Source organism: Nocardioides sp. BGA-UO-ETr-FS32 (assembly GCF_059567905.1).
Genome location: NZ_JCAQOX010000013.1, coordinates 644,765 through 658,797, shown reverse-complemented (window position 1 = coordinate 658,797; position 14,033 = coordinate 644,765). Strand labels below are relative to the sequence as shown.

The 14,033-nt window shown below is 73.5% G+C and carries 12 protein-coding genes; all 12 read right to left on the bottom strand.

Features of this window, described 5'->3' with window-relative positions:
• Positions 1-113: 113 nt before the first annotated feature.
• On the bottom strand, positions 114-899 hold the full coding sequence (locus AC57BS_RS08350) for a cell division protein FtsQ/DivIB (RefSeq protein ID WP_496410963.1): 786 nt from the start codon (positions 897-899) through the stop codon (positions 114-116).
• A complete protein-coding gene (gene murC / locus AC57BS_RS08345) occupies positions 900-2,312 on the bottom strand; it encodes a UDP-N-acetylmuramate--L-alanine ligase (RefSeq protein WP_496410962.1) in 1,413 nt (470 codons plus the stop codon).
• A complete protein-coding gene (gene murG, locus AC57BS_RS08340; RefSeq protein ID WP_496410961.1) occupies positions 2,309-3,400 on the bottom strand; it encodes an undecaprenyldiphospho-muramoylpentapeptide beta-N-acetylglucosaminyltransferase in 1,092 nt (363 codons plus the stop codon). The genes murC and murG overlap by 4 nt, the downstream gene beginning before the upstream one ends.
• Positions 3,401-3,410: 10 nt before the next feature.
• The gene (gene ftsW / locus AC57BS_RS08335; RefSeq protein ID WP_496410960.1) at positions 3,411-4,781 is read right to left on the bottom strand and encodes a putative lipid II flippase FtsW; all 1,371 of its coding nucleotides are present in this window, start codon (positions 4,779-4,781) and stop codon (positions 3,411-3,413) included.
• A 23-nt stretch (positions 4,782-4,804) separates the two neighbouring features.
• Positions 4,805-6,283 (bottom strand): UDP-N-acetylmuramoyl-L-alanine--D-glutamate ligase, encoded by a 1,479-nt coding sequence (gene murD, locus AC57BS_RS08330; protein ID WP_496410959.1) that lies wholly within the window; start codon positions 6,281-6,283, stop codon positions 4,805-4,807.
• Positions 6,284-6,290: 7 nt separating this feature from the next.
• A complete protein-coding gene (mraY, locus tag AC57BS_RS08325) occupies positions 6,291-7,403 on the bottom strand; it encodes a phospho-N-acetylmuramoyl-pentapeptide-transferase (RefSeq protein WP_129455089.1) in 1,113 nt (370 codons plus the stop codon).
• Positions 7,400-8,806 (bottom strand): UDP-N-acetylmuramoyl-tripeptide--D-alanyl-D-alanine ligase, encoded by a 1,407-nt coding sequence (locus tag AC57BS_RS08320; RefSeq protein WP_496410958.1) that lies wholly within the window; start codon positions 8,804-8,806, stop codon positions 7,400-7,402. Before AC57BS_RS08320 ends, mraY begins: the two co-directional genes overlap by 4 nt.
• Positions 8,803-10,359: a UDP-N-acetylmuramoyl-L-alanyl-D-glutamate--2,6-diaminopimelate ligase gene (locus AC57BS_RS08315; RefSeq protein WP_496410957.1), complete on the bottom strand. Its 1,557-nt coding sequence runs from the start codon at positions 10,357-10,359 to the stop codon at positions 8,803-8,805. The genes AC57BS_RS08320 and AC57BS_RS08315 overlap by 4 nt, the downstream gene beginning before the upstream one ends.
• Positions 10,360-10,376: 17 nt before the next feature.
• Positions 10,377-12,152: a peptidoglycan D,D-transpeptidase FtsI family protein gene (locus AC57BS_RS08310; protein ID WP_496410956.1), complete on the bottom strand. Its 1,776-nt coding sequence runs from the start codon at positions 12,150-12,152 to the stop codon at positions 10,377-10,379.
• Positions 12,153-12,242: 90 nt separating this feature from the next.
• The gene (gene ftsL / locus AC57BS_RS08305) at positions 12,243-12,806 is read right to left on the bottom strand and encodes a cell division protein FtsL (protein ID WP_496410955.1); all 564 of its coding nucleotides are present in this window, start codon (positions 12,804-12,806) and stop codon (positions 12,243-12,245) included.
• The gene (rsmH, locus tag AC57BS_RS08300) at positions 12,803-13,789 is read right to left on the bottom strand and encodes a 16S rRNA (cytosine(1402)-N(4))-methyltransferase RsmH (protein WP_496410954.1); all 987 of its coding nucleotides are present in this window, start codon (positions 13,787-13,789) and stop codon (positions 12,803-12,805) included. The genes ftsL and rsmH overlap by 4 nt, the downstream gene beginning before the upstream one ends.
• Before the next feature lie 4 nt (positions 13,790-13,793).
• Positions 13,794-13,955, bottom strand: a complete 162-nt coding sequence (locus AC57BS_RS08295; protein WP_168218621.1) for a hypothetical protein — start codon at positions 13,953-13,955, stop codon at positions 13,794-13,796.
• Positions 13,956-14,033 lie beyond the last annotated feature (78 nt).

Sequence of the window (14,033 nt, the reverse complement as noted above, 5' to 3'; positions counted from 1 at the left end):
ATAGGCAGCGCTCGACCCGAAACCCGGCCGGACACGCCGCGTGTCGGTGGGTGGCGTAGGTTTCTGCGCGTGCCGCACCGCTCGCGGAGGCCGGCCGGAGGGGCGACGGCGAGTCAGGGGCGGTAGGTCGGGTTCCCCGGCACGCTGACGTCGTAGTAGGAGGCCTTCTGGGCGGCCAGCAGCCGGTCGACGACCTGGGCCTTCAGCTCGGACTCCTCCGCGCTCCCCCACAACACCTGGCGCTGGTCGCGCATCACCAGCGTGATCTGGTCGATGGTCGTGACCTCGACGTGGTCGACCCGGGCAGCGAGGTCGGCGGGGAGCGCGGAGACCACGGTCGCGGCCTCCCGCAGCGCGTCGGTGCCGGCCGCGGAGCCCGGCCGGATGCGCGGCATGCCCTGGGGCACCCGCTGGTAGTCCCGGAAGACGACGCCCTCCGCGTCCAGACCGCGGAGCCGTCCGGCCAGCTCGACCACCGCGACCGCGGTGCGTTCGGCGACCTCGATCCGCACGGTGTCGGGCCAGGTGCGGGTGACGTCGACGGACCGGACCTCGGCCAGCGCCCCGACGCGGGCGTCGGCGCGGCCGAGGTCGACCAGCGCGAGCTGCTCCCCGAGCGGCACGTCGGCGATCTCACGGACCCGGCCGTCGCTCAGCAGGGAGTTGCCGACGACCTCGACGCGCGTGACCTGCGTCGTCGCGGAGAAGAACACCAGGTGGACCGCCGTGCCGACGATCGCGAGCACCAGCAGCAGGGCCAGCACGTAGCGAAGGGAGAGCCAGCGGCGGGCCCACTGGCGTCGCGCGAAGCGGCGCCGGGTGCGGGACGCCGTACGGGTCTGCCTGGCCGACCCGGCCCGTGTGTCCGGCTCGACGCCGGAGACGGTCCCCTGCTCCACTCACGCACCCCCGAGCAGCTCGAGCACCTGGGGCCCGACGCTCGTGATGTCGCCGGCACCGAGGGTGATGACGAGGTCGCCGGGGCGCGCGCGCTCGGCGAGTGCCTGTGCGGCTGCACCCAGCCCGTCGACGTAGGTCACGTGCTGGGCCGGGAGGGGTACGGCGTCGGCGACGAGGAGCCCGGTCACGGCGGGGTCAGGGTCCTCGCGGGCGACGTAGACGTCGAGCACGACCACCTCGTCGGCGGCACCGAGCTCGACGCCCATGGCCTCGCCGAAGATGCGGGTGCGGGAGACCAGGTGCGGCTGGAACGCGGCGACGACGCGCCCGTCCCCGGCGAGCGCTCGAGCGGCCTCGAGGTCGCCGCGGATCTCGACCGGGTGGTGGGCGTAGGAGTCGTAGACGCGCACCCCCGCCGCCTCGCCCTTGAGCTCCATCCGGCGGCCGGTGCCGGTGAAGCGACCGAGCCCCTCCGCGAGCGCGTCGTAGGGGAGATCGAGGCGCAGGCCCGTCGCCAGGGCGGCGACCGCGTCGAGGACGTAGTGGCGCCCCGGGATGCGCAACCGCAGCTCGCCCAGGTGGGTGCCGTGGTGCGTGACCCGGCACGAGGAGGTGGAGCCGTCGAGCACGAGGTCGTCGATGCGGAGGTCGGCGTCGGCCGACTCCCCCACCGTGACCACGTCGAGGCCCTGGGCGCGGGCTCGGGCGGCGAGCTGGGCGGCGCCCGGGTCGTCGAGCACGCAGACCAGGAAGCCGGAGCGGTCGATCGTGTCGGCGAACTCCTCGAACGCGCGGTGGTAGGCCTCCTCGGTGCCCCAGTTGTCGAGGTGGTCGGCCTCGACGTTGGTCACGATCGCCGCGAACGGGCGGTAGTGGAGGAAGGCGCCGTCGCTCTCGTCGGCCTCGGCGACGAAGAGGTCGTCGGTGCCGGCGTCGGCGTTGCGACCCGTGGCGGTCAGCACCCCGCCCACGGCGTACGACGGGTCGACTCCGGCTGCGAGCAGCGCGGAGGTGAGCAGCCCGGTGGTCGTGGTCTTGCCGTGCGTGCCGGCCACGGCGAGGACGCGGGAGCCGGCCATGACGGCGGAGAGCCCGGCCGAGCGGGGCAGGATCCGCAGTCCGCGGCGCCGGGCCTCGAGGACCTCCGGGTTGTCGTCGCGGGCGGCCGTGGTGACGACCAGCGTGTCGGCGTCGCCGACGTGGGCGGCGTCGTAGCCGAGGTGGCAGGTCACGCCGAGCTCGCGCAGGGCGGGCAGGAACGGCGTGTCGTGGTCGTCGCTGCCGGTGACGTGCACGCCCTGCGCAGCCATGATCCGGGCGATGGCGGAGATGCCCGCACCGCCGATGCCGACGCAGTGGACCCTGCCCAGCTCGGAGGCCGGCAGCAGCTCGTCGGGGACCGGGATCCTCACGAGGCGGCCCCCTCCCGATCGGAGCCCGCGTCGAGCACCATCCGGGCGAGCTTGTCGTCGGCGTCCAGCGGGATCACGCCCGTCGCCGCGGCGCCCATCTCGGCGAGCCGGCCCGCGTCGGTGAGCAGGCCGGGCACGCTCGCGGCGACCCACTCCGGCGTGAGGGCGGCATCAGCGACCAGCAGGCCGCCGCCTGCGTCGACGACGGGGCGGGCGTTGAGCGCCTGCTCGCCGTTGCCGATAGGCAGCGGGACGTAGATCGCGGGCAGGCCGACGCCGGAGACCTCGGTGACGGTGTTGCTGCCCGATCGGCACAGCACGGCGTCGGCCGCGGCGTAGGCGAGGTCCATGCGGTCGACGTAGGGGACGACGACGTAGGGCACCTCTTCCGAGGGGACCGACAGCTCGTGCTTGGGACCGACGACGTGGAGCACCTGGACGCCGGCCTCGGCGAGCGCCGGCGCCGCACCGGACACGGCGGCGTTGATCCGCGCCGCCCCCTGGGAACCGCCCGTGACGAGGAGCGTCGGCAGGTCGTCGCGCAGGCCGAAGGTCGCCAGCGCCTCGGCACGCAGCGCGGTCCGGTCCATGGTGGAGATGAGGCGGCGGATCGGCAGGCCGGTACAGACGGCGTGCGGGAGCGCGGTGCCGGGGAAGCTCGTGGCGACGTGGGTCGTCATCCGGGCACCCAGCTTGTTGGCGATGCCTGGGATCGCGTTGCCCTCGTGCACCACGATCGGCAGCCGGCGCGTACGGGCTGCGAGGTAGGCCGGGACCGAGACGTAGCCCCCGAAGCCGACGACCACGTCGGGGCGCACGCGGTCGACCACCTCGAGCGCCGCGGCGCGCGCGGCCCGCAGCCGGGTGGGCGTACGGAGCAGGTCGGGCCCTGGCCTGCGCGGCAGGGGCACCCGCGGGACGAACTCCAGCGGCAGGCCTGCCTCCGGGACGAGCCGCGCCTCGAGGCCCTCCCGGGTGCCGAGGCAGGTGACCTCCGTCGCCGGGTCCAGGCGGCGCAGGGCGTCGGCCGTGGCGAGCAGGGGCGAGGTGTGGCCGGCGGAGCCGCCGCCGGCGAGGAGTACGCGCATCGGGATGAATCTATCGAGAGCGGTCGTAGGACGGAGCAGCGGAGAGGCCCGCGGACCGGTCGCGGCGCCGGGCGGCGAGGGCCGCGGCCGCCTCGGGCTCGCGACGGGCGAAGCCGATGAGGAGGCCGAGGGCGACCAGTGAGGGCAGCAGGGCCGAGCCGCCGTAGGACACGATCGGCAGCGGGATGCCGATGACGGGCAGCACGGCGATCACCATGCCGACGTTGATGATCATCTGGCCGAGCAGCCACACGACGATGCCGAACGTGGCGTAGCGCACGAACGGGTCCTGGGTGCTGAGCGCGACCCGGATGGCGGCGTAGGCGATCGTGAAGAAGAGCGCGACCACGAGGAGGGTGCCGACCAGGCCGAGCTCCTCGCCGAGCACCGCGAAGATGAAGTCGGTGTGGGCCTCGGGCAGGTCGCCCCACTTCTGGGTGGAGGCGCCGATGCCCTGGCCGAACCACCCGCCGCTGGACAGGGCGTAGAGGCCGTGGGCGGGCTGCCAGCCGGCGTCGGTGTAGTCCTTGAACGGGTCGGTGAAGTGCGTGATGCGGTTGAGCCGCTCGGGGTCGGTGGCGGCGAGGGCGACGGCAGCGACGCCGAGCACCGACAGGCTGAGCCCGAAGAGCCTGAGTGGCGCGCCGACCACCCACAGCATCCCGAGCAGGATCGCGGCGAGCACGAGGGCGGTGCCGAGGTCGCGACCGACCAGCACCAGCGCGATGACCGCGAACAGTCCGGGGACCACGGGCACCAGGAGGTGGTGGAGCTCGCGCAGGCGGCGCTCCTTGTGGGCGTAGATGTTGGCGGCCCACAGCACGATCGCGAGCTTGGCGATCTCGGCCGGCTGGATGTTGACCGGCCCGAGCGCGAGCCAGTTCTTGTTGCCGTTGATCACCACGCCGAAGCGGGCGACCAGCCCCAGCAGCACCAGGGCGACGAGGAAGCCGGGATAGGCCAGGCGGCGTACGTGCCGGACCGGGATGCGGGAGGCGACCCAGGCGGCGGGCAGGCCCAGGGCCACCCACATCAGCTGACGCTTCACGACCGCGTAGGAGTCGTCGTAGACGATGTAGGACCGGACGCTGGAGGCGCTGAGCACCATGATCAGGCCGATGGTGAGCAGCAGCGCGGACGCACCGAGCAGCAGGTAGTAGGAGGCGAGCGGCTTGTCGACCGCCTCGCGCAGCGCCCGCCAGCCGCCGGCGACGGTGGCGCGGAAGCCCCGCCAGCCGCCGGCGACGGTGGCGCGGAAGCCCTGCCAGGCGCCGACGACGCCGGACCCGAGCGGGGGCCGGACCTTGACGGGCGCGGCGTGGGACGCGCGCGCGTCGACGGAGGACTCGACCTTCACGTCCTCGGGGTTCGCGGTGGTCACTCCTCGCGCTCCCCTCTGGGTGACTAGTCGGTGCGGGCGATCCGGCGGTGCACGGCTGCTGCGAACGCGTCGCCGCGGGCGCCGTAGTTGGTGAACATGTCCATGGAGGCGCAGCCCGGCGCCAGCAACACCGTGTCACCGGACCTGGCGAGCCCGGCGGCCGCGTCGACCACGCGCTCCATCGGGTCCCCAGTCTCGTCGGCGCCCACATCGATGACCGGCACATCGGGCGCGTGTCGCGAAAGAGCGTCGGCCACGACGTGGCGGTCCCGGCCGAGCAGGACGACGCCGCGCAGCCGCTCGCGCACGGCGACGACCAGGTCGTCGAACCGCGCGCCCTTGGCGAGCCCGCCGGCCACCCACACCACGTCGTCGAAGGCCGAGAGCGAGGACTGGGCGGCGTGCGGGTTGGTGGCCTTGGAGTCGTCGACCCAGGTGACGCCGTCGGCCTCGGCGACGTGGGCGATGCGGTGCCCGTCGGGCCGGAAGGCGCGCAGCCCGTCGCGCACGGCCTGCTGGCTGACGCCGTGGGCACGGGCGAGCGCGGCGGCGGCGAGCGCGTTGGCGACGAAGTGGGGCGCGGGCGAGGCGAGGTCGCCCAGCGTGCAGAGCTCGGCGGCGCTGGTCGCGCGCTCCTCGACGAAGGCGCGGTCGACGAGGAGGTCCTCGACGACGCCGAGGTTGCCGGGCGCCGGCATGCCGAGGGTGAAGCCCACCGCGCGCGCCCCCTCGACGACGTCGGCCTCGCGGACCATCGCCTCCGTGGCGGGGTCGGCGAGGTTGTAGACGCACGCGCGCTGGACGCGCTCGTAGATGCGCGCCTTGTCGGAGGCGTACTTCTCCATCCCGGTCGGTCCCCCGGGGTCGTCGTCGTACCAGTCCAGGTGGTCCTCAGCGACGTTGAGCACGACGGCCGACTCCGCGGACATCGAGTGCGCGTAGTGCAGCTGGAAGCTGGACAGCTCGACGGCGAGGACGTCGTAGGGCTCGGGGTCCATGACCACCTCGACGATCGGCAGGCCGACGTTGCCGACCGCGGCGGCGCGCAGGCCGGCCGCGGTGAGGATCGACTGGAGCATCTGCACGGTCGTGGTCTTGCCGTTGGTGCCCGTGACGGCCAGCCAGGGCGCGGGCCGCTCGGGGTCGCGCAGCCGCCACGCGAGCTCGACCTCGCCCCACACGGGTACGCCGCGCTCGACCGCCTGGGCCAGCAGCGGGGCGTCGGGGCGCCACCCCGGAGAGGTGATGACGAGGTCGGTGCCGTCGGGGAGCACCGCGGTGGCGCCCGGCTCGAGCCGGATCGTGGCGCCCAGGGTCTCGAGGAGACCGGCCTTCTCGGCCTTCTCCTCGCTGGTGGCCTCGTCGAGCGCGGTCACCTGCGCGCCGAGGAAGAGCAGGTTGTCGGCGGCGGCGAAGCCGGAGACGCCGAAGCCTGCGACGACGACGCGTACGCCGGACCAGTCGCTGGTGCGACCGAGCGACTCGATGTCAGGCGTGCCCATCGCGTGGTCAGCCAATGCCTGCGACCCACTCGGCGTAGAAGATGCCGAGTCCGGTGGCGACCGCGAGGCCGGTGACGATCCAGAAGCGGATCACGATGGTGACCTGCTCCCAGCCGAGCATCTCGAAGTGGTGGTGCAGCGGCGTCATCCGGAAGACCCGGTGGCCGGCCTGGATCTTGAAGACCGACCGCACGAGCCCGCTGGCACGGCTGAGCTTGAAGACCGACACCTGGATCATCACCGACAGGGTGATGGCCACGAAGAGCCCGCCGATGACCACCAGCAGCAGCTCGGTGCGCGTCATGATCGCGAAGCCCGCCATCGCTCCGCCCAGGGCGAGGGACCCGGTGTCGCCCATCATGATCTGGGCGGGCGAGGCGTTCCACCAGAGGAAGCCGAAGCAGGCACCCGTGATCGCGGCGGCGACGACGGCGAGGTCGAGCGGGTCGCGGACCTCGTAGCACTTGGGTCCGGCCTCCAGGGCGCAGGACTGGCTGTTCTGCCAGATGTTGACCAGCGTGTAGGCGGCGAACACGAGGATCGAGGCGCCCGCGGCTAGCCCGTCGAGGCCGTCGGCGAGGTTCACCGCGTTGCTCGCACCCGTGACGATGAGCCAGATCAGCAGGATCGCCAGGACCGTGGGGAGGGCGAACCCCTCGTAGTCGCGGATGAAGGACAGGTGGTCCGACGCCGGTCGCCAGCCACGCTCGTCCTCGAGCGTCGGCGACAGCGCGAGGAAGCCGAAGACGAGTCCGACGACGGTCTGGCCGATCATCTTGGCGCGGCTGCGCAGGCCGAGGTTGTGCTGGCGGCTGACCTTGAGGAAGTCGTCGAGGAAGCCGACCGCGCCGATGCCCACGAGCAGGAAGAGCAGCAGCAGCGCGGAGGCGGTCGGAGCCGTCTGGGTGATGAGCTTGGCGGCGAAGTAGCCGATGACCGTGGCGAGGATGATGACCGCCCCGCCCATGGTCGGCGTGCCGCGCTTGACGTGGTGGGTGGTGGGGCCGTCGTCGCGGATCGGCTGGCCGAACCCCTGACGGGTGAAGAAGCGGATCGCGTAGCGGGTGCCGAGGAGAGAGATCAGCAGGGAGAGTCCTCCTCCGAACAGGATGGCTCTCATCTCGTGCTACTCCCTTCGTTGCCGCCCCGGGTGAGGAGGTCGTCGGCGATCAGTTCCAGCGCCGCCCCCCTCGATGCCTTCACGAGGACGACATCAGCAGCCGAGACATTGTGCCGCAGCCAGTCGGCGGCCTCGTCACGCCCCGCCGTGGGGATGGTCACTCGGCCCGTGCGGCCCGCACCGAAGCCCTCGGCGATCGCGGCGGCGCCGGGCCCGACCGCGACGAGGACGTCGACGCCGACCTCCGCCGCGTAGGCCCCGACACCGCTGTGGGCGGCGTCCGCCTCGTCGCCGAGCTCGAGCATCTCGCCGAGCACCGCGACCGTACGCCGACCGCTGCGCGCGCCGATGCCCGCGAGGGTCTCGAGGGCGGCGCGCATGGACTCGGGGTTGGCGTTGTAGGCGTCGTTGACCACGACCAGGCCGTCGGCACGCTCGGTGAGCTCCATCCGCCAGCGGCTGGCCGGACCGGCGTCCGCGAGCGAGTCGGCAAGGGTGTCGAGGTCGAGGCCGGCGGCGAGCGCCATCGCGGCCGCCGCGGCGGCGTTGCGCCACTGGAAGGCGCCGACCTGCGCGAGGTGCACGGTGGCGCCCGACCCGCGGTGGGACAGCTCGAACGACTGGCGGCCCATCTCGTCGGTGGTCACCTCGCTCACCGACACGTCCGGTGCGCGACCTGCCGAGCCGTCGCCGAAGGTGCTGACGGTGGCGGCCGTGCGTGCGGCCATGGCCGCGACCAGGTCGTCGTCGGCGTTGAGGACGGCCGTGCCGTCGGGCGCCAGGGCCTCCACGATCTCGCCCTTGGCGCGCGCGATCGCCTCGCGGCCGCCGAACTCGCCGATGTGGGCGGTGCCGACGTTGAGGACGGCCGCGACGTGCGGCGGCGCGATCCGGCAGAGCTCGGCGATGTGGCCCACGCCGCGCGCTCCCATCTCGACGACGAGGTAGCGGGTCTCGGGGGTGGCGCGGAGGACGGTGAGCGGCACGCCGAGCTCGTTGTTGGAGTTGCCCCGCGTCGCGACGGTGGGCCCGGCCTCGGAGAGCACGTGGGCGAGGTAGTCCTTGGTGCCGGTCTTGCCCTGGGACCCGGTCATCGCGAGGACCACGACGTCGGGGAGCCGGTCGACGACGTGGCGGGCGAGGCGGCCCAGCGCGGCGGTCACGTCGTCGACGACCACGGTCGGCAGGTCGGTGGGCCGGCTGCCCAGCACCGCGACGGCACCGGCGTCGCCGGCCGCGACGGCGAAGTCGTGGCCGTCGACCCGCTCCCCCGCGATCGCCACGAACAGCCCGCCCGGCTCGGGCGTACGGGTGTCGACGAAGGCACCACCGGTGACGGTCGCCTCGCCATGGGCCACTCCGCCCACCACCTCGGCGACCTCCGCGAGGGTCATCTCGATCATCGTGCGCCCCCGAGTCCGGATATCTCCTCGGCCGCGACGACCCGGTCGTCGAAGGGGTGCACCACCCCGTCGACCTCCTGGCCGGTCTCGTGGCCCTTGCCGGCGATCAGCACCACGTCGCCGGGGCGGGCGCGGCGTACGGCCTCGCGCACCGCCAGTCGGCGGTCGCCGATCTCGAGGACCTCGGCCGTCGCTCCGGCCGCGCCGGCCAGGACGGCGGCGCGGATCGAGGCGGCGTCCTCGGTGCGCGGGTTGTCGTCGGTCACGATCACGACGTCGGCCAGCCGGGCGGCGATCTCCCCCATGACCGGTCGCTTCGTGGTGTCGCGGTCGCCGCCCGCCCCGACCACCACGACGACCTGGCCGTCGGTGAGCGGGCGCAACGTGGCGAGCACGGCCTCGAGCGCGTCGGGCTTGTGGGCGTAGTCGACGACCACGGTGAAGTCCTGCCCGGCCGACACCTGCTCCAGGCGGCCGGGTACGCCGCCGGCCCGCGCGATCCCGTCCGCGACGCGGCGCGGGTCGAGGCCGGCCAGTGCGGCGGACGCGATGGCGGCGAGGGCGTTGGACACGTTGAACTCTCCGGGCAGGCCCACCGCCGCCGGGAGCTCGACCCCGGGGCCGCGGACCGTGAAGGTCGCGCCGCCGGGCGTGAGGTCGACGTCGACGGCCCGCCAGTCGGCGTCGGCTCCGCGCGAGGAGAAGGTCGACATCGGGATGGAGGCGACGTCGAGGAGCCGTCGGCCGAACTCGTCGTCGACGTTGGTGAGGCCGACCGCGGCACGCTCCGGCGTGAAGAGGCCGGCCTTGGCGGCGAAGTAGTCGTCGAGGTCGGCGTGGAAGTCGAGGTGGTCGCGGCCGAGGTTGAGGAAGGTGGCCACGTCGAAGACCACCCCGTCGACCCGGCCCAGCACCAGGGCGTGGCTGGAGACCTCCATCGCGCACGTGTCGACACCGCGCTCACGCATCACCGCGAAGAGGCCGTGCAGGTCGGGGGCCTCGGGCGTGGTGAGCTGGGTCTTGACGTCCTCCCCCGCGATCCTCGTGCCGACCGTGCCGATCACCGCCGACGTCACGCCGGCCGCGGTGAGGCCCTGCTCGAGCACGCGGGTGGTGGTGGTCTTGCCCTGCGTCCCGGTCACGCCGATCACGCGCAGCGCGGCGGCGGGCTCGCCGTAGAGGTGGGCGGCGAGCCGGCCCAGCACGCGGCGCGGGTCGGGCACGACGATCGCGGGCGTGCCCGTCGGCAGCCGGTCCGCGCCGACGGCGTCGGTCAGCACGCCCACGGCGCCGGCGGCGAGCGCCCGGTCAGCGAAGTCCGCGCCGTGGGCCCTGGTGCCGGGGAGGGCGGCGTACAGGTCACCGGGCCGGACGCGTGCGGTGCTCAGGGACAGTCCGGAGACGGCGACGTCGAGGTCGCCGTGGCGGACCACGCCCGTCGCGTCGGGGAGCGCATCGGGCGACTCGGCCAGCCAGTCGGCGAGCTCGGCGGCAGAGGTCGACGGGGCCACGCGCGGGCGCGTCGCGCTGGCCGGATCGGCTGGCTGGTCCACCGGCCGAGCGTATCGACTCACCACTCGACGGGGAGACGCGACGGCGTGCCGCCGGTCGGCTCCACGCCGTAGCGGCCCAGGACGTAGCCCATGATCCGCGAGAACACCGGTCCGGCGATCGAGCCGCCGCCGCCGTCCACCGACGGGGCGTGGACCACGACGTAGACGGTGAAGCGGGCGTCGTCGGCGGGTGCGAACCCGCCGAAGGAGACCGACGTGCTGCCGTCGTAGCAGCCGCAGTCACCGTCCACGCGCTGCGCGGTGCCGGTCTTTCCGGCGACGAGGTAGCCCGGCACCTGCGCCCCGGGAGCGACGCCGTCCTCGGGGTCGACGACCTTCTCCATCATCTTCGCGGTGGCGCGGGCCGCCTGCTTGCTGACGACGCGCGTACGGGTGGCGACGTCGGTGCCGACGGTGACGCCGTCGTCGGTGACGGCGGTGCCGGAGACCACGCTCGGCGAGACCCGTACGCCGCCGTTGGCGATCGTGTTGACCGCCGCGGCCATCTGCACGACGTTGACCGACAGCGACTGGCCGAAGGCCACGCGGTCCTTGGTCTGCGACGTCATCGCCTCACCAGGGGTGAGGATGCCGGGAGTCTCGCCGCGGACCCCGATGTTGGTCCTCTGGCCGAGGCCGAACCTGTTGAGGTAGTCGACCAGCTGCACCGGCGTGAACGCGTCGGCGGCGAGCACGGTGCCGATGTTGGACGACTTGGCGATGATGCCGGCCAGGGTCAGCCGGATGTTGCCGTGGTCGAACCAGTCGCCGATCACCCGGTCCTGGCGCGCGAGGTTCGGCGGCACCTTGAACCGCTGCCGCGGGAACGCCTTGCCGGCGTCGATCAGGGAGGCGGCGGTGAGCACCTTGGCGACCGAGCCCGGCTCGTAGGTGTCGCTCATCGCCCGCGACCCGAGGTCGTCGGTGGACGCGGCCTCGGTCGGCTCGTTGGCGTCGAAGGTGGGCACGTCGGCCAGGGCGAGGACCTCGCCGGTGCGGGTGTCCAGGACGACGGCGGAGCCGCTCTCGGCGCGGTACTGCCGGACCGACTGGGCCAGCACCTTCTGGGTGAACCACTGGAGGTCGCGGTCGATGGTCGTGCGCAGCGCCTCGCCGTTCTGGGCGGCCTTCAGCGTGCTCTCGCGCAGCGGGATCCGGACGCCCTTGCCGGAGTTTGACTGCCAGGTGGCCTCGCCGTCGACGCCGGCGAGCTGCTTGTCGAAGGTGCGCTCGAACCCGCCGAGCGGCTCGTCGGTGCCCATGTAGCCGAGCAGGTTGGCCGCGACGTCGCCGGCGGGATAGGCGCGGATCGGGTCGTCCTCCAGGCGGATGCCCTCGAAGCCAGCGTCCTCGACAGCGGCGAGCGTGTCGCCCGCGAGGGTGCTCGGCACCCGTCGGGCGACGTACTCGTAGCGGCTGCCCTCGTTGCGGCCCTCGAGCGCGGTGAGCGCCTTGAAGTAGTCGATGGACAGCAGCTCAGACAGCAGGCGGGCGAGCTCCGGGGCCGAGTCAGCGGTGAGGGCCGGGTCGGCGATCACCATCTTTCCCTTGACCGAGTCGGCCAGCGGGACGCCGTTGCGGTCGAGGATGTCGCCGCGCTCGGCCGGCAGCGTCACCCGGGCAGCGCCCTCGGCGGCGGCCATGGCGGCGTACGAGCGCGGGTCGACGCCCTGCAGCTGCACCAGCCGCGCGCCGAAGAAGGAGAGGACCACCGCGATGAGGACGAACCCGATCCGCAGGCGCAGCATCGGCGCGCCGCGCGAGGCGCCACGCCTGGTGCGGGTGCTCGGCACTGGTCTCCCTCTCCTCCGGCCGGCTCCGTCTCGAGTCGGCCTGCTCGTCAATCTAGGTCGGTGGGTGCGCCGATCGGCGCGACCGCGCCGTCAGCGGTTGCGGTTCTTGCGCTGCTTGTCCGTACGGGTGTCGGCCTGCGCGCCGGCCGTCTGCTCCTCCACGGTGGGGACGGCCGGCACCTCCACGACGATCGGCTCCGGAGCCAGGTTGGCCGGCATGATCGGCGCCGGCGGCTGCAGCTGGATCGCGTTCTCGCGGGTGGCGGGCGTACGCACACCGCTCGTCTTGCCCGACTCGAGGTCGAGGAAGACGGGCGCGGAGGGGATCACCATCCCCATCTGCTGGGCCTGGGTCGCGACCCGCTGCGGGTCGCGGAGCTCGTCGAGCTCCATGCGGAGCGTCTGCTCGCGGGCCGCGAGCGTGTCGGCCTGGGTCTCCAGCGACGACGCCGTGAACGACGCCTGCTGCATGGAGGTGTTGAACAGCAGCAGCCCGACGATGCCGCCCACGAGGACCAGGCTGACCAGCGTCACGAACGGCACCCGCGGCGCCCGGGTCCGCACCCGGGGCACCACCGTGAGGCGGGCCCGGTCCACGGCCTCCTGGGCGATGCGGGTGACACGCGTGCGTGGCTGGAGGGCGGGACTGCTCATCGGGCGACTCCTGGGGAAGTGGAGCGGGTGGTGGAACGGGGACGGACGCGCTCGACGGCGCGCAGGCGTACGGAGGCGGCGCGGGGGTTCTCGGCGATCTCGTGCTCGTCGGCCTGCTCGGCGCCGCGGGTGACCAGCCGGAACGCCGGCTCCGCGCCCTCCGGCACGAACGGCAGGTCCGGCGGCACGTCGAGCCGGGTGGCGTCGGCGAAGGCCCGCTTGACCAGGCGGTCCTCGAGGGAGTGGTAGGACTCCACGACCACGCGGCCGCCGACGCCGATCACCTCGAGCGAGGCGGGGACGGCCCGGCGCAGCACCGCGAGCTCGTCGTTGACCGCCATCCGCAGGGCCTGGAACGTGCGCTTGGCCGGGTGCCCGCCGGTACGCCGGGCCGGGGCGGGGATCGTCGCGTAGAGCAGCTCGACCAGGTCGGCGCTGGAGGAGAACGGCGTCGTCTCGCGGCGTCGGACCACCTCCCGGGCGATCTTGCTGGCGAACTTCTCCTCGCCGTACTCGCGCAGGATGCGGGTCAGCTCCTGGGCGGTCGCGGTGTTGAGGAGATCGGCCGCGGTCTGCCCGGTGGTGGGGTCCATCCGCATGTCGAGCGGGGCGTCCTCGGCGTAGGCGAAGCCACGCTCACGGACGTCGAGCTGCATCGAGGAGACACCGAGGTCGAAGAAGACGGCGTCGACGTGGTCGAGGCCGAGCGAGGCGATCACCTCGGGCAGCTCGTCGTAGACCGCGTGGACCGCGGTGAACCGGTCGCCGTGGGCGGCGAGCCGCTCGGTCGACCTCCGCAGCGCCTCGGGGTCGCGGTCGATCCCGACGACCCGGGCCTCGGGCAGGCGCTCCAGGACGGCCTCGCTGTGGCCGCCGAGACCGAGCGTGCAGTCGACGTAGACCGAGCCGGGTGCCTCGAGTGCAGGCGCCAGCAGGGCGACGACCCGGTCGAGGAGCACCGGGGCGTGGCGGGGAGTCGTCATCTGCTCAGCCCTGGGAGCCCAGGTGCGTCAGCAGCAGCAGCGCCAGGGCGAGTCCGCACGCCGTGGCGGCGGAGAACGCGATCAGGGCGGCCGCCTCGCGCGCCTGGTCGCGCACCCGCAGCGGCGGTGCCGCTGCGGTGCGTCCCAAGGGCTGGGTGGTGCTCATGGTCTCGACCCCACTTGTTGCTGCTGGCTGGCTGCTGCTGACGTGTGCTGCTGACGTTGGCGGTGCGGCTGACACCCC

What these genes read in the sequence shown, in the direction of transcription:
- murG (WP_496410961.1), bottom strand. Translation starts at nt 3,400, where the DNA reads ATGCGCGTACTCCTCGCCGGCGGCGGCTCCGCCGGCCACACCTCGCCC.
- AC57BS_RS08295 (WP_168218621.1), bottom strand. Translation starts at nt 13,955, where the DNA reads ATGAGCACCACCCAGCCCTTGGGACGCACCGCAGCGGCACCGCCGCTG.
- AC57BS_RS08320 (WP_496410958.1), bottom strand. Translation starts at nt 8,806, where the DNA reads ATGATCGAGATGACCCTCGCGGAGGTCGCCGAGGTGGTGGGCGGAGTG.
- rsmH (WP_496410954.1), bottom strand. Translation starts at nt 13,789, where the DNA reads ATGACGACTCCCCGCCACGCCCCGGTGCTCCTCGACCGGGTCGTCGCC.
- murD (WP_496410959.1), bottom strand. Translation starts at nt 6,283, where the DNA reads ATGGGCACGCCTGACATCGAGTCGCTCGGTCGCACCAGCGACTGGTCC.
- ftsL (WP_496410955.1), bottom strand. Translation starts at nt 12,806, where the DNA reads ATGAGCAGTCCCGCCCTCCAGCCACGCACGCGTGTCACCCGCATCGCC.
- mraY (WP_129455089.1), bottom strand. Translation starts at nt 7,403, where the DNA reads ATGAGAGCCATCCTGTTCGGAGGAGGACTCTCCCTGCTGATCTCTCTC.